The organism is Mycolicibacterium canariasense (assembly GCF_002101555.1).
Taxonomy (GTDB): domain Bacteria; phylum Actinomycetota; class Actinomycetes; order Mycobacteriales; family Mycobacteriaceae; genus Mycobacterium; species Mycobacterium canariasense.
The window spans coordinates 18706-39130 of record NZ_LQOL01000077.1 but is presented as its reverse complement, the minus strand read 5'-3'; the positions used below and the strand labels follow the sequence as shown (position 1 = coordinate 39130).

Sequence of the window (20425 nt, the reverse complement as noted above, 5' to 3'; positions counted from 1 at the left end):
CTCATTTTCGAGAGACCTCGACCTCTATCCCGGCAACGACGCGCCAACCACCTCTACACCCTCATCTGTGAAGAGCCAGATATCGACGATGGCATCAAGCGCGGAGATCGGTAACGTCACTAACGGCTCGGGATCTGCGCGGCTGGACTCGACGCGCTCTAATCCATCCGGAATGTGAGATCCCGCCGGCGGAGTAACCGCGACCCAATCGGCGCCCCCGAACTGGATCTTGAGGCGACGGCCGCCGAACACGGCGACAGCGCCGCAGGTTGGCAGATCACGCATCAGGAAGGCTCGCATTCGGCTCCGGTGTAGTGACACGCAATTTCTGTTCGCCGACCTTTCGAGGCGGAAGATATTGGGTGTGCTCACGAATGTGCGGCATTTCACGGATTGGGTGCGAGTCTGGCCAGGAGTTGATGGCCGGCATCAGACTCATTGGTGAATGTGACCAGATCATTCTTGTTCCCACGTTCATACCAGAAGACTTCCCAATGGCCATCGGAAGCCCGCTCGATGCACCATGCGTAGTCCGCCCTGCCTCCGACCGCCACAACCTCCTTTGGAATCCCGATTGCTGACAATTCCGTCGCCAGTTCGGCCAGATTCATTGCGGAGCACCTTCGACATTCGGTGTTGAGGAGGTTCGTTGTACAGGCAAGCGGGAGGTGAACGGCGCACGCGGCTGTGACGCCATGGGCAGGAGTGTCCCGGCGACAGTCATCCGTACATCTTCAAGATGCCTGTTGGCGCAACGTCGACGTAGGTCTCGATGCGCACCTTGACCCAGAACAGAGGGTTCTCAAAGCTGTCGTGCCCGGCCTTCGCGGCCCTTGCAACCTCACTGAGTGGCAGATCTGGATCCTTGCAGTCCTTGCGCGCGTAGTACGCCACACTGAGATGTCGCCGCCGACATCGGTGTCGTCGTCGATCGCGTCGAGCGAAAAGCCTATGGCGTTCAGAGTCGGAACGAGTATCTCTTGGACTTCAGTCACGATCTCGAGGTGCGGCGCCGAACGTCGGCTTCGCTCGGACGGTTGCCTGGTAACCGGACTTCGTGATTCCCGCGACGAGTTCGCTACGGAGACTTGCTATATCTGTGTTACTTGGGTCCAGTTCCTCTGTATCGGTTACTTGGACCTTCCAGGAGCCGTCGAAGTTCCGGAATAGGCCGACACTTGAGTAGGCACCAGATGATCGCGTGATTCTTCGGTGGCCAAACTCTTGGTCCCAGTCGTCAGTCAACCTGCCTTGTTTCTTCAAGCTGAGATTCGCCCGAAGTCGCTCCAGGCCTTCTTGATCTATCCGGCCTTGAATGTCGACGACGAGCACCAGATGATTCATGGTTGCTCCCTCTCCTCGGGGTAAATCGGCCAGTCGGAGTCCCGGAAATGTGAGGACACTCCGGTGTGGGTGGTGTCAGGAGGCCCCGAGCTTGAAAACAGTGCAGGTACCACGGGACGACCAGTTCGTTCGGACCAGTTTTGGGCCCATTCCCACATCTGCGGGAACAGCGCCCGAAAAATATCCTTGTTCACAAACCCATATTTTGGATGGATGAGCTCGTCGGGAGATCCGTTGGCTTCCCACACGTGCCGGCATGACGCCACCATCGAATCAGACGAAATCTGAATGTCATAGTCGCTCGGCTCATCGTCCAGTCCAAGGCGGTACATCGAGTCGAACGGGCGTCGCAATGGGCGGCTGTCGTCATCGCCGAACCAACTGTTCGCTCGTGCTTGTGCTTCGGGGTGAGCGGCAAGCTCAGATTCGGTTGGAAGCCATTTGTGTTCACCGGAGAAGAACCGCGCCGACGAACCCTGCAGGCGGACGTCGAGGTCTTGCGGAGAGAAACCGTCCCTGGATAGGGCGTCGTAGAGCGAGCTACTGAACTGTTTGAATTCTGTCGGTGTCATTCCGAGCGGTGCTTCGCGATTGGCCCAGGCCTCAACTTGTTCGGGTGAGATACCAAGGAAATCACAATCTCTGGGCTGTACTCGGTAACCGGAGTCGTCCGCCGGCAGCAGTACGGCTGCCCGTTCGCCCTCCGGTCCTTCCCAGGGCGAGGAATCGTCGTGATGATTCGACGCGTCATCGGCTTGGTGTTCCCCAGGCGGCTCATCATGTTTGGGGCCGTCGGGATCGGTGTGCCCTTGGTGTGGGTCCCCAGAGGGATCTCGACCAGTCTCGTGGCCGAGTGGCGCCTCGCCGGGGGATCGGTCGGCCGCATCACCACCTACACCTCGGTCGTCGCCGTCTCCGGCCACACCCCTTGGTTCTGTCGGCTCAGCCACTCCGCGTGTGACGTCGCCACGCTCGACAGCCAATCCGTCGGATTGCTGATGTACGTGCGCTTCTCGATGGTCAATGGATGCTCCGCCGTCGGTGCGTGCGGATCGCTCAGGGACGTCGTTGTCATGTGATAGACGATCGCTTCCGAGGTCTCCTGGATGCGCCGAATGGTGATCCTCCACTGGTACGGATAGATCTGCCGGCCGGGCAGGGGGCTCCCAGTTCTCTTCGCCTCCGCGTACTCGTTCGCCACCAGATCCGTCGGCAGGCTCGACTGAACCGTCACTACTCCGGTCTGCTTGTCGATGATCAAGCTCGCCATCCCGAGGCCCCGGGTCAGGTTCTCCTCCGGCGGGATGTCCTCCTTGCAGATCCATCCACTCTCGAACGGATCCACCCTGAATCTCACGCCTGGCTGTATCTGCGCCAGATACGCCAGTGCCTGTTCCCGCGTCTCCAGATCCATGGTGATGTACTCCTTCATGGGGTGGTACCGGTGTGGCCCACAGCGAGGCGCTGCGTTCCACCATCGAGTGAGGCGGATGGTCAAACATGGTGCCCATCTGAGGGTCCCACCAGATGGGACCCTCGGCTCCTTCGGGATACACCACGACCGTCGCGTGTGAGCCGTCAAGTACCGGCCGACCGTATTTGTCAGTGATCGGCGTGTTGGTGAGGTTGTCCCACTTGTGCCACTCGTTGACGACCAAAGCGGATGAGCCTGGACCCATATCCGCAATCTGCTGATGTAGCTCGGCGAAACGTTGAGCTATCGGGAGCGAAGGTGACACCGGTCTGACCGGGTCGCCCAACCAATCGGCTGCCCGCCTCAGGCCAGCCTGCTCTCCACTGCGGGTATCAATCAATCCGTTCTGCAAGCGGTCCAGAAAGCGTGGCGCAGCTACCGTCGGATCACCGCGAAATGATGACAGGGCCGACAGCGAGCAGTCGAGGCAATTGTTGGAGCGTCCCGGGACCGTGTGCCCGCCGTCGTTGATCAGCGTGCCGTAGTCGTTCATCCGTGGATCTGCGTGCCTCAGATACTCACCATTCGTCGCACGGAGGGCGTCTTCTACTGCGGTTTGATACGCCGGATCCTCGACCGGTCTGAGCTGTCCTGGCCCGTAGATGCGATCGTTCGCCGGATTGCCCACTGGCCCGGAATGATCCGGCTGCCCGGGACCATCACCAGCTCTGGGATCATGACTGGAGCCGGCCGGGTCAGCGGGATGATGCGCTGCGGTAGTGGGTGTTTCATCCCGGTGAGGTACGGACTGGTCTTCGGTTCGGGCTGCGGGAGCATCCTGCGTGGGGTGCATCGGCTCGCGCGCAGGTGCGGATTCGGACGGGGTCGCGCTCGCCTTCACCGGCGCCGACGGCGAGCGCTCAGCCGACGGGCCCGCACCACTGATGGACGGCGGATTCGCTTGCGGGGAGCGGGTTTCGGTCGACCGGGCCTCCGGTGACCGCGTTTCGGGAGCGCGCGCGGAAGCATCCGGGGTCGAGGTGCGGGCGGCGGGGGAGTGATCGGGCGCGGTGTGCACGGGCCCGGCGACGTGCGGACCCATCGGCATCCCGCCGACCATGGGCGCATGCGCAGCGGGGTGTTGTCCGGCGGGTGTCGACACCGGACTCGTCTCGACGGGTTCGGACGGCGTTGACTGGTGAGCAGCCGGCTCGTGCGCACGGGGCTGGTCGACGGTCGGCTGGTGCTCCACCGGCGGATGGCTCGCCGCCGGCGGCTCATGACCGCCGGGTGTGGAGGTTTCCCTGATTTCGGTGGTGTGCGAACCGGATTCGGCTGCGTGTGAACCCGTTTCGGGCGCGTGCGAACCCGCCTCGGGCGCATGCATACTCGGCTCTGGTGCGCGTGGCGTCTCGGGAGCCCCTGCCGTGCCGTGTGTTTCGGGCGGAGGCGAGGCGGCCGGTGGCGACGCCTCGGGAGCGCGCGGCGATGCTTCCGGCGCACTCGGTGACGGCTCCGGCGTATGCGGCGTCGGTCCCGGCGTATGTGGCGGTGGGCTCGGTGGTTGCGATGCTGGCCCGTCCACTCGGCCGGGCCCGGAATCCGCGGCAGACGGCGGAACCGAACGCCCCGGTGGATCCGGTGGCGGGTTGCCACCACCTCCTTGATGGCTGCCGCCGGGCGTGCTCTGTGGCCCCGGCGGATCGGGTGGGCCGGCCGGTCCCTGCGGGCTGTCGAGCCCGCGCGGCGTGGTGGGCGCGTCGATACCGTGCGGGGCCGTCGGCCCGATCAGGGAATCGGGCACCGCGCCGGGCCTGACCTCCGGCACATCGGGGATCCCTTGCCCGCCCGGGAGGTCTCCCACCCCGTCGAACTTCGGCGCGCCGCGGCTCCACTCGCCGATTTCACGGAGCTTGGGCAGGCGACCCTCTTCCAGTACCCGGCGGGTCATGTTCAGGCTCTTGGCCACGCTGCCGGTCTTCGAGAGCGCCCCGCCCGGCACGAACAACGACCCGATATTGAATGCCGCCTCACCCGCGCCCCGGCCAGGGTGGTCACCCTTCCATTGGTCCAGCGCGATGAACTGCTTGCCCATTTCGGCCAGCACACCGGGTGCTTTGCTGGGATCGTTCGCCACTTCCCAAGCCTTTTCGGCCATGCCCTTCCACATAGCCGGATCGGCCATCGACACGACACCGGACACGGTGTTGATCAGACCGTTGGCTACACCCACCTGGAAGTCGGTGTACAGGGTGACGGCGTCGGCCAGGAAATTGCCGACGTCGTCGCCGAACTGAGCGACCAGAACGGGCCGGATCCACTTCTGGAAGGCGTCAGCGGCATCGCTGATCACTTCCTTGAGTTCGTTGAGCAGGCCGACGATGCCCTCGACCTGGCGCTGGAAATTGCCCAGCACGGTACTGACGTCGCGAGCGACCTCGCGGAGCACCTTCATGCCATCGCCGGTGAAGAAGTCGGTCACCGTGTCCCACAGCCCCGACAGCGACAACCGGTCCAGTAGTCGGCGGATGGCATCCTGGACCTGTTGCACCTGCTTGGCGAAATCCGAGATCTTCTGGGCGGTTGTGGTGGCCGTATCCGTCAGGTACGACATGGCTGTGCCCAGGTTGTCGAACGCCTCGGCGATCTTGTCGCCTTCGGGAATGTGCTGCGCCGCGACGGCCGGCTTGAGGGCATTGAGCTCCGACTGGAAGATGGCAAACCCGGTGCTGAAATTTCGCCATTGCGCCGCAAGAACATTCATCATTGCCGAATGACCCGACGGCCAGCTCATCGCCGTGCCGGCAATCAACCCCAGCCCGGGCAGCACCTGCAGCAGCGGCTCGACCAGGTACCACTTGCCGGGCGGCGGAACCATAACCCCGTTCGGTCCGGTGGGCAGATCGGCGGCCACCTTCTCGGCCGGCGCAGGGCCGACGCCGCCGCTTGGGCCCTGGCCGCCGATGGTCGACGCCGCATCCGCATTACGGTAGTTGTAGCCGGTTGCCTGGAGCATGCGGCCCACGCCTAGGTACGAATTCGCCGCCATGGCAAGTGCTTTCGCGAAATCGTCCGCGATTCGGCCATACTGCAGTCCAAAGCTCAGGCCCGCGGTATCGGCACCGGAGGCGATACCACCGCCCAGCGCCGCACCCAGTGAGTCGGACAGCATCGCCAGCTGCGTTCCCAGCGACTCGACGCGCTTGCCCGCGTTGATCAGGACGTCCGGATCCACCTCGATCCGGCCGTGCGCCGAGGCGACTACCCCCACATCGCGCCGTTTCTGGTCACGGCTTCCGAGTAGTTCTTGTGTGCCGCCTGGGCGATCGACCGCAACTGCTTCAGCGCCGATTTCATCTGCTCGGCGCCGTCCTCCCACTGCTGCTGAGCCTGGGCCTGGGAATCCGAGCCCTCGCCATGCCAGGACGCCCGAAGCGCGGCCATGGTGTGGTCGATGTCCTCCAGGGACTCGGTGACCTCACGTTCGAACGCCTGCATGTGCTCGATCGCCGCCTGCAACTTGCCGAAATCGACCACCAGTTGCGTCATCGCGGCACCTCACCGCTCGGTGGCTGCGCATCGGACGGCGGCGGTTCGACGGGTGCCTGGTCGCCGCCTTTCTCCGCCTCGGCCGATTGCTGGACGGCCTGTTCGACGATCTGCTCGACGGCCTGGCCGACTTGTTGCGCCATCCCGGCCGCCGCTTGGGCGGCCTGGGCCAGCCCGGATGACACCTGACCGCCGAGCTGCCCCACCTGGGACACGGCATCGGACACTCCGGAGGCCGCCGCACCCGACGCCGAACCCGCCGAACCGGCCGCACCCGCTGGACTTGCCGAACCGGCCGCACTCGCTGGGCCCGTTGACGCCGCGGTGGGTACGGGCGCCCCGCTCGGCGCCTCCCCACCGGCAGCAGCCGGTGCCGGCCCGGCGCTCGGCTCCGGGGATGCCGACGCGATGGCGCCCGCGCCCTGCTCGTCGGCGCGGGCGTACTGATCGGCGGCGACCCGCAGCAGCTCGGACATGGTCTGTATGCCGCGAATGACCTGACCGGCGCCGTTGTGCCACTGGTCCCATGCACCCGAGAATGCGGACGCCGCGCCACCCTTCCAACCCGAGCCGAGCAGCTCGCGGGTTTCCAGGTCGACGCTGGACAGGCCGTCCTGCAGCCGCTGTCCCGCATCACGCAGCCGGCCCGACGCGAGGTGCAGGTCGGACACGACGACCTCGACCGGACGTTCCATCACACCCCCGTGTCCCTCGACGGTCCGCTCCACAGTGCAGCTTATTAGCCGCGATGGGGGTTCTCGTGCACCAGTTACGCTCGCCCGGTGCTGATCGTCATCGAAGGCCTGGACGGCGCGGGCAAACGCACCCTGACCGAAGGCCTCCGGGCCGGGTTCGAGGCGGGCGACAAGTCGGTGACCACGCTGGCCTTCCCGCGCTACGGCGAATCGGTGCACGCCGACCTGGCGGCCGAGGCGCTGCACGGCGGCCACGGCGACCTGGCCGACTCGGTGTACGCGATGGCGACGTTGTTCGCGCTCGACCGCGCCGGCGCCCGCGAGGAGATCCTGCGCCGCACCGACCGGTACGACGTCGTCATCCTGGACCGTTACGTCGCATCCAACGCCGCCTACAGCGCCGCCCGGCTGCATCAAGGCGCCGACGGTGACGTGGTGGCGTGGGTGCACGACCTCGAGTTCGGCCGCTTCGCGTTGCCCCGCCCGGATTGGCAGGTGCTGCTCGACGTTCCGGTCGAACTGGCCGAGCAACGCGCCGTGTCCCGCGCGGCGCAGGAGTCCGACCGGGCCCGCGACGCCTACGAACGCGACGGCGGCCTGCAGCGCCGCACCGGTGCGGTGTACCGCGCCCTGGCCGCTGCCGACTGGGCCGGCCGATGGGTGGTAGCCGCTCCCGACGTGGTTCCCGCGGAGCTGGCGGGCAACCTTCTGGCTTAGGTCCGAACCCGTCGCGGTGTGGCACCGGCGGTTTGTCACGGTTTGGTGACACCATGGTGTCCCATGAGGCAACGGATCCTGGTCGTGGACGACGACCCCTCCCTGGCCGAGATGCTCACCATCGTGCTGCGGGGGGAGGGTTTCGACACCGCCGTCATCGGTGACGGCACCCAGGCGCTCACCGCGGTGCGGGAGCTGCGCCCCGATCTGGTGCTGCTCGACCTGATGCTGCCGGGCATGAACGGCATCGACGTGTGCCGGGTGCTGCGCGCCGACTCCGGGGTGCCCATCGTCATGCTGACGGCCAAGACCGACACCGTCGACGTGGTGCTGGGCCTGGAGTCCGGTGCCGACGACTATGTGATGAAGCCGTTCAAGCCCAAGGAACTGGTGGCCCGCGTCCGGGCCCGGCTGCGCCGCAACGACGACGAGCCCGCCGAGATGCTGTCCATCGCCGATATCGACATCGACGTGCCCGCGCACAAGGTGACTCGTGCCGGGGAACAGATTTCGCTGACCCCGCTGGAGTTCGACCTGCTGGTGGCGTTGGCGCGCAAACCGCGGCAGGTGTTTACTCGTGATGTGCTGCTCGAACAGGTGTGGGGATACCGTCACCCCGCCGACACCCGTTTGGTGAACGTGCATGTCCAGCGGTTGCGGGCCAAGGTCGAAACCGACCCGGAGAACCCGCAGGTGGTGCTGACCGTTCGAGGAGTGGGATACAAGGCCGGACCACCGTGATTTGTCGGCTCGCCGACGTCGTGATCGGTCGGCTCGCCGACGCCGTGACATGTAGGCAGTACCAGTGATCTTCGGCTCGCGGCGTCGAGTCCGCAGCCGCTTCCGCGGCTCCGGTCCGGTGGTACGCGGGCTGGGCGCCCTCGGCAGGGCAATCGGTTTCGCGTGGCGACGCTCCCTGCAGTTGCGCGTGGTGAGCCTGACCCTCGGGTTGTCCCTGGCCGTCATCATGGTGCTCGGTTTCGTGCTCACCAGCCAGATCACCGACCGCATCCTGGAAGTCAAGGTGCGGGCCGCCACCGAGCAGATCGAACGTGCCCGCAACACCGTCAGCGGCATCGTCGGCGGTGAGGAGACCCGCTCACTCGACTCCAGCCTGCAGCTGGCACGCAACACCCTGATCGACCGCAAGGTCGACACCGGTGCGGGGCTGGCCGGTGCCTTCGACGCGGTCCTCGTGGTGCCCGGCGACGGGCCGCGGGCGGCCACCGCGGCCGGTCCGGTGCAGCAGATCCCCAAGGAACTGCGCGATTTCGTCAAGGCCGGCCAGGTCAGCTATCAATACGCCACCGCGCACACCGACGGCTTCTCCGGGCCGGCGCTGATCGTCGGCAGCCCCACCTCGTCGTCGGTCCCCAATCTTGAGCTGTACCTGATCTTTCCGTTGACCAATGAGGAATCCACCATCGCGTTGGTGCGCGGCACCATGGCCACCGGTGGCATCGTGCTGCTCGGCCTGCTCGCGGCCATCGCCCTGTTGGTGGCCCGCCAGATCGTGCTGCCGGTGCGCTCGGCATCACGGATCGCCGAGCGGTTCGCCGAGGGGCACCTGTCCGAACGCATGCCGGTCCGCGGCGAGGACGACATGGCGCGGCTGGCGGTGTCGTTCAACGACATGGCCGAAAGCCTGCAGCGCCAGATCACCAACCTCGAGGAGTTCGGTAATCTGCAGCGCCGCTTCACCTCCGACGTCAGCCACGAGCTGCGCACCCCGCTGACGACGGTGCGGATGGCGGCCGACCTGATCTACGACCACAGCGAGGACCTGGACCCCGCGCTGCGCCGCTCCACCGAGCTGATGGTCAACGAACTGGACCGCTTCGAGACTCTGCTGGCCGACCTGCTGGAGATCTCCCGGCACGACGCCGGCGTCGCCGAGCTGGCGGTGGAGGCGGTGGATCTGCGTTCGGTGGTGCAGAGCGCACTCGACAACGTGGGGCACCTGGCCGCCGACGCCGGTGTCGAGTTGGACGTCGACATGCCGTTGACCGGGGTGATCGCCGAGGTGGATCCCCGTCGGGTGGAACGCATCCTGCGCAACCTCATCGCCAACGCCATCGACCATGCCGAGCGCAAGCCGGTGCAGATCCGGATGGCCGCCGACGAGGACACCGTCGCGGTCACCGTCCGCGACTACGGTGTCGGCCTGCGCCCCGGCGAGGAGAAGCTGGTGTTCAGCCGATTCTGGCGTTCGGACCCGTCGCGGGTCCGCCGCTCCGGCGGCACCGGACTGGGCCTGGCCATCAGCATCGAGGACGCCCGGCTGCACCAGGGTCGGCTGGAGGCGTGGGGTGAGCCCGGCAAGGGTGCCTGCTTCCGGCTCACCCTGCCGCTGGTGCGTGGCCACAAGGTCACCACCAGCCCGTTGCCCCTCAAGCCCGTCGATCAAGCGGGCGCACCGCGCCGGGAACGCGAACCGGCGGGGGAGGGCGTGTGACGCACCGTCTGCTGGCCGTGCTCTGCGCCGCGGTGCTGGCCCTGTCCGGCTGCGCCGGTGTGCCCAGTTCGTCGTCGCCGCAAGCGATCGGCACTGTCGAGCGGGCCGCACCACCCAGCCTGCCCACCCCGACCCCGGGAATGGACCCCGACGTCCTGCTGCGTGAATTCCTCAAGGCCACCGCCGATCCCGCCAACCGGCACCTGGCGGCCCGGCAATTCCTCACCGAGTCGGCGTCGCGCGGCTGGGACGACGCCGGCAGCGCGCTGCTGATCGACCGGGTGGTCTTCGTGGAAACCCGTGGCCCAGAACGGGTTTCGGTGAACATGCGGGCCGACATGCTGGGTTCGCTGTCCGATATCGGGGTCTTCGAGACCGCCGAGGGTGCGCTGCCCGACCCGGGGGCCATCGAACTGGTGAAGACCCCCGGCGGCTGGCGTATCGACAAGCTGCCCAACGGGGTGTTCCTGGACTGGCAGCAGTTCCAGCAGACCTACAAGCGCAGCACCCTGTACTTCTCCGATCCCACCGGTAAGACCGTGGTGCCCGACCCGCGTTACGTCGCGGTGGCCGACCCCGACCAGTTGGCCACCGAACTGGTCACCAAACTGATCACCGGACCACGCCCCGAGATGGCCCGCACGGTGCGCAACCTGCTGGCCGCCCCGCTGCGCCTGCGCGGGCCGGTGACGCGTGCCGACGGCGGCAAGACGGGGGTGGGGCGTGGCTACGGCGGCGCCCGGATCGACCTGGAGAACCTGTCCACCACCGATCCGCACACCCGGCAACTGCTTGCCGCACAGATCATCTGGACGCTGAACCGGGCCGGGATCAACGGCCCGTACGTGATCAACGCCGACGGCGCGGCGCTGGACGACCGGTTCGCCGACGGCTGGGACACCGCCGACGTGGCGGCCAGCGACCCCGGCGCGGCCGACGGTGCGGCCGCGGGCCTGCACGCCCTGATCGGCGGGTCGATGGTGTCCCTGGACGGCCAGAACGCGCCGCGGGTGCCGGGCGCCTTTGGTCAGACGCCCGGACAGGTGTCGGCGGCATTGTCGCGCAGCGGCCAGGAGGCCGCGACGGTGGTGGTGTTGCGGCCCGGCGCCCCCGACATGTCCTCGTCGCTGTGGATCGGGCCGCTCGGCGGCAACACCGGCCAGGCCATCGACGGCCGCACCCTGACCCGGCCCACCTGGTCACTCGACGACGCGATCTGGATCGTCGTCGACGGCAACAACGTGGTGCGCGTCCTGCAGGAGGCGGCCTCGGGGCAGCCGGCCCGCATCCCCGTGGACTCGACGGCGGTGGCGACGAAATTCTCCGGGCCCATCTCGGAACTGCAGCTGTCCCGCGACGGCACCCGCGCGGCCATGGTGATCAACGGCCAGGTGATCCTGGCCGGGGTCGAGCAGACCCCGGGTGGGCAGTACGCGCTGACCTATCCCCGCCGGCTGGGCTTCGGGCTCGGCGACACCGCGGTGTCGTTGTCCTGGCGCACCGGCGACGACATCGTCGTCACCCGTACCGATACCGCACATCCGGTGTCCTATGTGAACCTCGACGGGGTGAACTCCGACGGGCCGGCGCAGAACCTGGTCGCGCCGGTGACCACCGTGGCGGCCAACCCGTCCACGGTGTACGTCGCCGACCAGCGCGGGGTGCTGCAGTTGTCGGGCTCGGCGGCCGAGAACGACCTGAACTGGTCCGAGGTGCGCCCGCTGATGGTGGCCGGCGCGCTGCCGGTGTTGCCCGGCTGACGTGTCGGTGCCCGGCGCCAGACTGAACGCATGCTGCTCGACCTGGTGTTGCCCGTCGAATGCGGTGGCTGCGCCGCGCCCGGCACCCGCTGGTGCCCGGTGTGCGACGCCGAGCTGCGGGCCAAGGCCGCCGAACCACGCGTCGTGACACCCCGGCTCGATCCGGGCGTCCCGGTGCTGTCGCTGGGGCGCTACGCCGCGGCGCGCCGACGGGCCATCGTCGCGGCCAAGGAACACGGCCGGGCCGACCTGATCACGCCGTTGGCGCTCGCGGTGCGCACCGGACTCACGCAGTTGCTCACCTGGGGGCTGCTGGACACGCCCCTGACCGTCGTGCCGGCACCCACCCGGTGGACCGCCGCGCGCCGGCGCGGGGGTGACCCGGTCGGCCGGGTCGCCCGGCTGGCGACCGGTGGGCTGCCCGGGGTCACCGTCACCCGGTCCCTGCGGCTGACCGGCTTCGCCAAGGACTCGGTGGGCCTGTCCAGTGCGGACCGACAGCGCAATCTGGCCGGCCGGGTGCGCGTGCGCGTCGCGCCGACGGCCCCCGTGGTGCTGCTCGACGATGTGGTGACCACCGGGGCCACCGCGTGTGCGTCGGTCGCCGCGCTGCAAACCTGCGGCGTGTCGGTGCAGGCGGTACTGGCGATCGCCAACGCGTGATGACCGGCGGTGACGGAGACGTCGATTGCCGCGAGATGAAGAACTCAAAACAGGTCTGCGAAATTGGTGGCACAGTCAGGTGAACACGGACTACGTTGGGGCCAACCACCCGTGAAGGTTTCACGGCGGCACCCTTCACGGGCGCCCATGCAACCGAGCGGCTGCCAAGAAGCGGTAGGAGGTGAGTAGTCGACACCTTGCGCCGGCGGGCGCCGCTTCTGCACTGCTCCGTCGACGCGTTTCTTTGACATTCCGGGCACGCCGTGCGCGTGCGACACCGCAGGAGAAACGAGTTGTCAAGTATGTCAACCCAATCCGTGCAAACCGAGCGCAACACCATGGTTATGGACGAGGACGACGCACCGCGCGTCACCAACGCCGACGTCGTCGTCAAGGGCCGTAACGTCGAGGTTCCCGACCACTTCCGGATATATGTCTCCGAGAAGCTGGCTCGGTTGGAGCGCTTCGACAAAACCATCTACCTGTTCGATGTCGAACTCGACCACGAGAAGAACCGGCGCCAGCGCAAGAACTGTCAGCACGTCGAGATCACCGCGCGCGGTCGCGGGCCCGTGGTGCGCGGCGAGGCGTGCGCGGACAGCTTCTACGCCGCGCTGGAATCGGCGGTCTGCAAACTCGAGAACCGGTTACGCCGCAGCAAGGACCGGCGCAAGATCCACTACGGCGACAAGAGGCCCGTCTCGCTGCACGAGGCCACCGCGGTGATCCCGCAGGAGGAGCTGCCCAGCGAGCCCGAGCCGGCACCCAGTGAGGTGGCCGTCGTCGACCATGAGCCCGGCCGGATCGTGCGCACCAAGGAGCATCAGGCCACGCCGATGACCGTCGACGACGCGCTCTACGAGATGGAGCTCGTCGGACACGATTTCTTCCTGTTCCACGACAAGGAGTCCGACCGGCCGTCGGTGGTGTATCGCAGGCACGCCTACGACTACGGCCTCATCAGGCTGGCCTGAGTCCCCATCCCGGCCATATCCGAGCGATATCCAGCACGAGCCCCCGGCGCGCAGCCGGGGGCTCGTGGCGTCATTCGGGTTGCATCTCGCGGGGCAGCCGACGGCGGTCACCTACGATGGACCGCAGTTACCAGCTGAGATTCCAATCCACCCGAAGAGGAAATAGCGTGCTCGAAAAGTTGCTCCGTCTCGGTGAAGGCCGCATGGTCAAGCGCCTGAAAAAGGTCGCTGACTATGTGAACACCTTGTCCGATGACGTGGAGAAGCTGACCGACGCCGAACTCCGTGCCAAAACCGACGAGTTCCGCAAGCGGGTCGCCGACGGAACCGAGCTCGACGATCTGCTGCCCGAGGCCTTCGCCGTCGCCCGCGAGGCGGCCTGGCGGGTGCTCGGACAGCGCCACTTCGACGTCCAGGTGATGGGCGGCGCGGCATTGCACTTCGGCAACGTCGCCGAGATGAAGACCGGTGAGGGCAAGACCCTCACCGCCATCCTGCCCGCCTACCTCAACGCCCTCGGTGGCAAGGGCGTGCACATCGTCACCGTCAACGACTACCTGGCCAAACGCGATGCCGAGCAGATGGGCCGCGTGCACCGCTTCCTGGGACTGGAGGTCGGGGTGATCCTGTCCGGCCTGACCCCCGACGAACGGCGGGCGGCGTACGCGGCCGACATCACCTACGGCACCAACAACGAGTTCGGGTTCGACTACCTGCGCGACAACATGGCGCATTCGGTCCCCGAGATGGTGCAGCGCGGCCACAACTTCGCCATCGTCGACGAGGTCGACTCGATCCTGATCGACGAGGCCAGGACCCCGCTGATCATCTCCGGCCCGGCCGACGGCGCCTCGCACTGGTACGCCGAGTTCGCCCGGCTGGCCCCGCTCATGAAGAAGGACGTCCACTACGAGGTCGATCTGAAGAAGCGCACCATCGGTGTGCACGAGATCGGCGTCGAGTTCGTCGAGGACCAGCTGGGCATCGACAACCTGTACGAAGCCGCCAACTCGCCGCTGGTGAGCTACCTGAACAACGCGCTCAAGGCCAAGGAGCTGTTCGAGCGCGACAAGGAGTACATCGTCCGCAACGGCGAAGTGCTCATCGTCGATGAGTTCACCGGCCGTGTGCTGATCGGCCGCCGCTACAACGAGGGCATGCACCAGGCGATCGAGGCCAAGGAGCATGTGGAGATCAAGGCCGAGAACCAGACCTTGGCCACCATCACCCTGCAGAACTACTTCCGGCTCTACGACAAGCTCTCCGGCATGACCGGTACGGCCGAGACCGAGGCCGCCGAGTTGCACGAGATCTACGGCCTGGGCGTGGTGGCCATCCCGACCAACCGGCCGATGATCCGGGTGGACGCCTCCGACCTGATCTACAAGACCGAAGAGGCCAAGTACATCGCCGTGGTCGACGACGTCGTCGAACGCTACGAGAAGGGCCAGCCCGTCCTGATCGGCACCACGTCGGTCGAGCGTTCCGAGTACCTGTCGCGGCAGTTCACCAAGCGGCGCATCCCGCACAACGTGCTCAACGCCAAGTACCACGAGCAGGAGGCGAACATCATCGCCGAGGCAGGCCGCCGTGGCGCCATCACGGTGGCCACCAACATGGCCGGCCGTGGTACCGACATCGTGCTGGGCGGCAACGTCGAGTTCCTCGCCGACAAGCGGCTGCGGGACCAGGGCCTCGACCCGGTCGAGACGCCGGAGGAGTACAACGCGGCCTGGGACGCCACCGTCAAGGCGATCAAGACCGAGGCCAAGGCCGAGGCCGAGGAAGTGATCGCCGTCGGCGGTCTGTACGTGCTGGGCACCGAGCGGCACGAGTCGCGGCGTATCGACAACCAGCTGCGCGGCCGCTCCGGCCGTCAGGGTGACCCGGGCGAGTCGCGGTTCTACCTGTCCCTCGGCGACGAGCTCATGCGCCGGTTCAACGGGGCGACCCTGGAAACCCTGCTGACCCGGCTGAACCTGCCCGACGACGTCCCCATCGAGGCGAAGATGGTCACCCGCGCGATCAAGAGCGCGCAGACCCAGGTCGAGCAGCAGAACTTCGAGGTCCGCAAGAACGTCCTCAAGTACGACGAGGTGATGAACCAGCAGCGCAAGGTCATCTACAAAGAACGCCGGATGATCCTCGAGGGCGAGAACCTGCAGAAGCAGGCCCACGACATGATGGTCGACGTCATCACCGCCTACGTCGACGGCGCCACCGGCGAGGGCTACGCCGAGGACTGGGATCTGGAGAAGCTGTGGGAGGCGCTCAAGACCCTCTACCCGGTCGGTATCGATCATCACGATCTGCTGGATTCCGATGCCGTCGGCGAGCCCGGCGAACTGACCCGCGACGAACTGCTGGGTGCGCTGATCGAGGATGCCGAGCGGGCGTACGCCGAGCGCGAGAAGCAGATCGACGCGATCGGCGGTGAGGGCGCGATGCGGCAGCTGGAACGCAACGTGCTGCTCAACGTGATCGACCGCAAGTGGCGCGAGCACCTCTACGAGATGGACTACCTCAAGGAGGGCATCGGCCTGCGCGCGATGGCCCAGCGTGACCCGTTGGTGGAATACCAGCGCGAGGGTTACGACATGTTCGTCGCCATGCTCGACGGGCTCAAAGAGGAGTCGGTCGGCTTCCTGTTCAACGTGGCGGTCGAGGCGGCTCCGCAGGCACCTGCCCCGCAGGCCACCCCGATGTCCCAGGGGCTGGCCGAGTTCGCGGCCGCGGCGGCGCAGCAGGCGCAGGGACAGGTGGCCACCCAGGAGCGGCCGGCCGGGGTGCAGGCCAAGGGCATCCAGGACGGCGACCGGGCCCCGGCGCTGACGTACTCCGGACCGGCCGAGGACGGCTCTGCCGAGGTGCAGCGGTCCTCCGGTGGCCGCCATGCCGCACCCGAGCCGGGCACCCGCAAGGAACGCCGCGAAGCGGCCCGCCAGCAGGCCCGCCAGTCCAAGCGGCGTTAGCCCACCTGCAGCGCCACCACCTGCCAGCGCCCGGCGACCAGTTCGATGCGGGCCGCGATGACGCGCACCCGCGCACCGCGGGTGTAGCTGGCGAACACCTCGGCGGCGTCGACGCGTTCGGAACCGCAGCCGGCGGCCCGGCGCAGCCCCACCCGGCGCAGCACTGCGGCCCCGCCGGGTTGGGGAGCCCGGGCCAGCGCCACCGTCGCATCGACGAGGCCGGGCGCCAGCAGCCCGCGCAACTGCGTGGCCGGCCGCCTGCGGTCGATCACCTCGAGCACGCGGCGCAGCGCCGCGTCGGCGAACGCGCCCGCCGGTGCCGGCACCGGCTCGGCAGGCTCGCTGCGCGGGGCGAACCGCAGATGCGGTGCGGATCTCTTGCGCAGCACCAGGGCCGGGGGTGGGCAGGCGACCGGGCCCAGCGGCGGCGGCTCGCAGTCGATGATCGGCCTCGTCACACACGAGGGGCGAGGTTCGGCGGCGGGATGCGGAAGGGTGGTCACAGTGAGTCTCTCCAAGACGATTCCAGCGCTACGGCACGGACAGGACGCTGCTGGAGAGGCACAGGCATATTGATGATCGCACGGTTGCGGAGGGCTCCCACGCACCTGTGATGCGGCCCCGGGTGCATTGCCGCTAAGTTGACGGTCATTCGTGCGTTTACCTGAACGCCGGGCCGACGGACCAGGGGGGAGGGGCCACACCACGATGGTGACCAGGTTGTCGGCATCGGATGCGGCCTTCTTCCACATGGAGAACACGGCCACCCCGATGTACGTGGGGTCGTTGTCCATCGTGCGTAAACCGCGTGCCGGGCTGAGTTACGAGTCGGTGCTGGAAACCGTGGAGCGCCGGCTGCCGCAGATCCCGCGCTACCGGCAGAAGGTCCGCGAGGTCAGTTTCGGCCTGGCCCGGCCGGTGTGGATCGACGACCGCGACTTCGACATCACCTATCACATCCGGCGTTCGGCGCTGCCGTCCCCGGGCAGTGACGCCCAGCTGCACGACCTGGTCGCCAGGCTGGGTTCGCGGCCGTTGGATAAGACCCGGCCGCTGTGGGAGATGTACATCGTCGAGGGGCTGACGAACAACCGGATCGCCATCTACACCAAATCGCATCAGGCCCTGGTCAACGGGATGTCGGCGCTTGAGATCGGCCACGTGATCGCCGACCGCAGCCAGAAGCCGCCGGAGTTCGGCGAGGACATCTGGATCCCGGCCCGTGAACCGAGCGACACCGCGCTGCTGCTGGGCGCGCTGGGTGAGTGGATCACCCGGCCCACCGCCCAGCTGGCCGCGATGCGCTCGACGGTGACCGAGGTGGCCACCAACGCCGGCGCGCTCGTCGACGTCGGACGCCGGGTCGCCGAGGTGGCCAAGACGGTGGCCCGTGGCACCGCGCCGAACAGCCCGCTCAACACCACCGTCTCGCGCAACCGGCGCTTCACCGTCGCCGGGCACCGCCTGGACGACTACCGGGCGCTGCGGGCCCGCTACGACTGCGACGTCAACGACGTGGTGCTGGCCGTGGTGGCCGGTGCCTTGCGGAACTGGCTGCTGTCGCGGGGCGAGCCGGTGACGGCCACCTCGACGGTGCGCGCGATGGCGCCCAACTCGGTGTACCCGGACGCCGAGATCGACTCGACGGGGCCGGGCCAAGCCATCAGCGAGGTGTCCCCGTTCCTGGTCGACCTGCCGATCGGGGAGGGCAACGCGGTGGTCCGGCTGTCCCAGATCGCGCATGCCACCGAGTCGCATTCCACCGCGGTCAGTCTGGTCGACGCGCGCACCATCGTGACGCTGTCCGGTTTCGCGCCGCCCACCCTGCACGCCATGGGCATCCGGGTCGCCACCAGTTTCTCGGCCCGCCAGTTCAACCTGCTCATCACCAACGTGCCGGGCGCGCAGAAGCAGATGTACATCGCGGGCACCAAGCTCATCGAGACGTATGCGGTGCCCCCGCTGCTGACCAATCAGGTGCTGGCGATCGGCGTGACGTCCTACAACGGCATGCTGTATTTCGGCATCAACGCCGACCGCGACGCGATGAGCGACGTGGACGTCTTTCCGTCGTTGTTGCGAGAGTCCTTGGACGAGTTGTTGGAGGCGGCCCGTTGATGCGCGTGTATGTGCCGGCCACGTTGGCGATGCTGCAACAGTTGATCGCCGACCGGGTGATCCACGCCCGCAGCGGTACGGCGTTCGCGGTCACCCCGACCCTGCGCGAGGCGTACGCGCACGGGGACGACGAGGAACTGGCCGAGGTGGCCCTCGGGGAGGCGGCGTTGGCGTCGCTGAGATTGCTGGCCGGCGGCGTCGGTGACCTGCCGCCGCGCCGCGTGGTGGTGGTGGCCGACGCAGAGGGAGTGACCGTGCGCCCCGACCTCGATGACGCCGTGGTGCGGTTGGCGGGCCCGATCGACTACGACCACATCGTGGCGGTCTACGTCGACAACGCGGCCGCGGAGGAGGCGGTGCTGGCGGCCATCGAGGTGATCGACGCCGCTGACCTCGGCGACGAGGATGCCGAGCTCACCGTCGGGGATGCGCAGGACCACGATCTGGCCTGGTACGCGCCCCAGGAGTTGCCGTTCCTGCTCGAACTGCTGTGACGGTGTCGGGCCGATCACAGGAGTAAGTTACCGCCGAGTACTAGATACGGCACCGTAGGTTACGGTACCGTAGGTTGCGTGGCCAAGAGCACCGTCAAGAACACGGCCAATGTTGCCGATACGGTCCGTCCCTCGATTCCGGGGCCGGCGCACTGGAAGACCCTGCGTGCCATCGCGGGCCGGATCACCACCCCGTTGCTGCCCGACGATTACCTGAAGCTGGCCAATCCGCTGTGGTCGGCCCGCGAGTTGCGCGGCAAGGTGGTCGAGGTCCGGCGTGAGACGTCGGATTCGGCGACCCTGGTGATCAAGCCGGGATGGGGCTTCACCTTCGACTACGAGCCCGGCCAGTACATCGGCATCGGGCTGCCGATCGACGGGCGTTGGCGGTGGCGGTCGTACTCGCTGACCTCGCCGCCGGTGACCGGCAGCGGGCGGCGCGCCACCATCAGCATCACCGTCAAGGCGATGCCCGAGGGCTTCCTGTCCACCCACCTGGTGGAGGGTGTCACGCCGGGCACCATCGTCCGGCTGGCGGCACCACAGGGCAATTTCGTGATGCCGGATCCGGCGCCGCCTCAGGTGCTGTTCATCACCGCAGGCTCCGGGATCACCCCGGTCATGTCGATGCTGCGCACCCTGGCCCGGCACGGCCAGATCACCGATGTCGTCCACGTGCACTCGGCCCCCACCGAAGCCGACGTGTTGTTCGCGGCCGAACTGGCCACCCTGCACGAGACGCATCCCAGCTACCGGCTGATCGTGCGGACCACTCGGACGCAGGGTCGGCTGGATCTGCTGCGGCTCGGCGAGGTGGTGCCCGATTGGCGGGACCGTCAGGTGTGGGCGTGTGGCCCGGAGGGCATGCTCGATGATGCCGAAAGGATCTGGACCGCAGCCGGATTGGGCGAGAAGCTGCACCTGGAGCGGTTCGCGGTCTCGCGGGCGGCGCCGCACGGCACCGGCGGCGCGGTGACCTTCGAGCGCAGCGGCAAGACCGTGCAGGCCGACGCGGCGACGTCGTTGATGGAGGCCGGCGAGGGCGCCGGTGTCCGGATGCCGTTCGGCTGCCGGATGGGCATCTGCCAGTCCTGCGTCGTCGGCTTGTTGGACGGACACGTGCGCGATCTGCGCACGGGCGTCGAACACGAACCGGGAACGCGTGTGCAGACGTGTGTCTCGGCGGCGTCCGGCGATTGTGTGCTGGACGCATAACTGTTTACCCGGAGCTAACCTACGGTAGCGTAGGTTACGCTAGAGTAGGAAACGG

Annotated in this window: 17 protein-coding genes; 10 read left to right on the top strand and 7 right to left on the bottom strand. The window is 67.4% G+C overall.

Annotated features, from left to right (window positions below):
• Window positions 1-24: 24 nt before the first annotated feature.
• From AWB94_RS35270 to AWB94_RS35930, 6 genes are all read right to left on the bottom strand, one after another.
• Window positions 25-300: a hypothetical protein gene (locus tag AWB94_RS35270; RefSeq protein ID WP_085122529.1), complete on the bottom strand. Its 276-nt coding sequence runs from the start codon at window positions 298-300 to the stop codon at window positions 25-27.
• 86 nt (window positions 301-386) lie between these two features.
• Window positions 387-611, bottom strand: a complete 225-nt coding sequence (locus AWB94_RS26240) for a hypothetical protein (protein WP_062654471.1) — start codon at window positions 609-611, stop codon at window positions 387-389.
• A 109-nt stretch (window positions 612-720) separates the two neighbouring features.
• Window positions 721-894 (bottom strand): hypothetical protein, encoded by a 174-nt coding sequence (locus AWB94_RS35265; protein WP_165605250.1) that lies wholly within the window; start codon window positions 892-894, stop codon window positions 721-723.
• A gap of 446 nt (window positions 895-1340) precedes the next feature.
• Complete coding sequence (locus AWB94_RS26230) at window positions 1341-6029, bottom strand: toxin glutamine deamidase domain-containing protein (protein ID WP_084394894.1); 4689 nt, start codon at window positions 6027-6029, stop codon at window positions 1341-1343.
• Entirely contained in the window at window positions 6020-6307 is a 288-nt protein-coding gene (locus tag AWB94_RS26225; protein WP_109761916.1) for a WXG100 family type VII secretion target, read from the bottom strand. Before AWB94_RS26225 ends, AWB94_RS26230 begins: the two co-directional genes overlap by 10 nt.
• Complete coding sequence (locus AWB94_RS35930; protein ID WP_051561874.1) at window positions 6304-7002, bottom strand: WXG100 family type VII secretion target; 699 nt, start codon at window positions 7000-7002, stop codon at window positions 6304-6306. The genes AWB94_RS26225 and AWB94_RS35930 overlap by 4 nt, the downstream gene beginning before the upstream one ends.
• Before the next feature lie 87 nt (window positions 7003-7089).
• Between AWB94_RS35930 and AWB94_RS26215 the strand changes: the two genes are divergently transcribed.
• The 7 genes from AWB94_RS26215 to secA all read left to right on the top strand — a co-directional run bounded on the left by AWB94_RS26215 (window position 7090) and on the right by secA (window position 16543).
• Window positions 7090-7719 carry a dTMP kinase gene (locus tag AWB94_RS26215; protein ID WP_036402161.1) on the top strand — a complete coding sequence of 210 codons (630 nt, stop codon included), beginning with the start codon at window positions 7090-7092 and terminating at the stop codon, window positions 7717-7719.
• A 63-nt stretch (window positions 7720-7782) separates the two neighbouring features.
• Window positions 7783-8460, top strand: coding sequence for a two-component system response regulator MtrA (gene mtrA / locus AWB94_RS26210; RefSeq protein ID WP_036402163.1), 678 nt, complete (start codon window positions 7783-7785; stop codon window positions 8458-8460).
• A gap of 64 nt (window positions 8461-8524) precedes the next feature.
• Window positions 8525-10174, top strand: coding sequence for an MtrAB system histidine kinase MtrB (mtrB, locus tag AWB94_RS26205; RefSeq protein ID WP_024454363.1), 1650 nt, complete (start codon window positions 8525-8527; stop codon window positions 10172-10174).
• Window positions 10171-11934, top strand: coding sequence for an MtrAB system accessory lipoprotein LpqB (gene lpqB, locus AWB94_RS26200; protein ID WP_062654475.1), 1764 nt, complete (start codon window positions 10171-10173; stop codon window positions 11932-11934). Before mtrB ends, lpqB begins: the two co-directional genes overlap by 4 nt.
• Window positions 11935-11967: 33 nt before the next feature.
• Entirely contained in the window at window positions 11968-12597 is a 630-nt protein-coding gene (locus AWB94_RS26195; RefSeq protein WP_062654537.1) for a ComF family protein, read from the top strand.
• A gap of 302 nt (window positions 12598-12899) precedes the next feature.
• Entirely contained in the window at window positions 12900-13571 is a 672-nt protein-coding gene (hpf, locus tag AWB94_RS26190) for a ribosome hibernation-promoting factor, HPF/YfiA family (RefSeq protein ID WP_062654476.1), read from the top strand.
• Between the two features lie 167 nt (window positions 13572-13738).
• Window positions 13739-16543, top strand: a complete 2805-nt coding sequence (gene secA, locus AWB94_RS26185; protein ID WP_062654477.1) for a preprotein translocase subunit SecA — start codon at window positions 13739-13741, stop codon at window positions 16541-16543.
• Here the strand turns inward: secA and AWB94_RS26180 are convergent.
• Window positions 16540-17001 (bottom strand): Rv3235 family protein, encoded by a 462-nt coding sequence (locus AWB94_RS26180; protein WP_234811890.1) that lies wholly within the window; start codon window positions 16999-17001, stop codon window positions 16540-16542. The genes secA and AWB94_RS26180 overlap by 4 nt on opposite strands.
• 250 nt (window positions 17002-17251) lie before the next feature.
• Here AWB94_RS26180 and AWB94_RS26175 point away from each other — a divergent pair, with 250 nt between their 5' ends.
• From AWB94_RS26175 to AWB94_RS26165, 3 genes are all read left to right on the top strand, one after another.
• Window positions 17252-18661, top strand: a complete 1410-nt coding sequence (locus tag AWB94_RS26175; RefSeq protein ID WP_036402166.1) for a WS/DGAT/MGAT family O-acyltransferase — start codon at window positions 17252-17254, stop codon at window positions 18659-18661.
• On the top strand, window positions 18661-19155 hold the full coding sequence (locus AWB94_RS26170; protein WP_024454370.1) for a DUF6912 family protein: 495 nt from the start codon (window positions 18661-18663) through the stop codon (window positions 19153-19155). The genes AWB94_RS26175 and AWB94_RS26170 overlap by 1 nt, the downstream gene beginning before the upstream one ends.
• 78 nt (window positions 19156-19233) lie before the next feature.
• Window positions 19234-20370, top strand: a complete 1137-nt coding sequence (locus tag AWB94_RS26165) for a ferredoxin reductase (protein WP_024454371.1) — start codon at window positions 19234-19236, stop codon at window positions 20368-20370.
• Window positions 20371-20425 lie beyond the last annotated feature (55 nt).

Excerpts from the sequence above, each read along its gene's own strand:
- AWB94_RS35270 (WP_085122529.1), bottom strand. The coding sequence starts at position 300 with ATGCGAGCCTTCCTGATGCGTGATCTGCCAACCTGCGGCGCTGTCGCC.
- AWB94_RS26240 (WP_062654471.1), bottom strand. The coding sequence starts at position 611 with ATGAATCTGGCCGAACTGGCGACGGAATTGTCAGCAATCGGGATTCCA.
- AWB94_RS26225 (WP_109761916.1), bottom strand. The coding sequence starts at position 6,307 with ATGACGCAACTGGTGGTCGATTTCGGCAAGTTGCAGGCGGCGATCGAG.
- AWB94_RS35930 (WP_051561874.1), bottom strand. The coding sequence starts at position 7,002 with ATGGAACGTCCGGTCGAGGTCGTCGTGTCCGACCTGCACCTCGCGTCG.
- mtrA (WP_036402163.1), top strand. The coding sequence starts at position 7,783 with ATGAGGCAACGGATCCTGGTCGTGGACGACGACCCCTCCCTGGCCGAG.
- hpf (WP_062654476.1), top strand. The coding sequence starts at position 12,900 with ATGTCAACCCAATCCGTGCAAACCGAGCGCAACACCATGGTTATGGAC.
- AWB94_RS26175 (WP_036402166.1), top strand. The coding sequence starts at position 17,252 with ATGGTGACCAGGTTGTCGGCATCGGATGCGGCCTTCTTCCACATGGAG.
- AWB94_RS26170 (WP_024454370.1), top strand. The coding sequence starts at position 18,661 with ATGCGCGTGTATGTGCCGGCCACGTTGGCGATGCTGCAACAGTTGATC.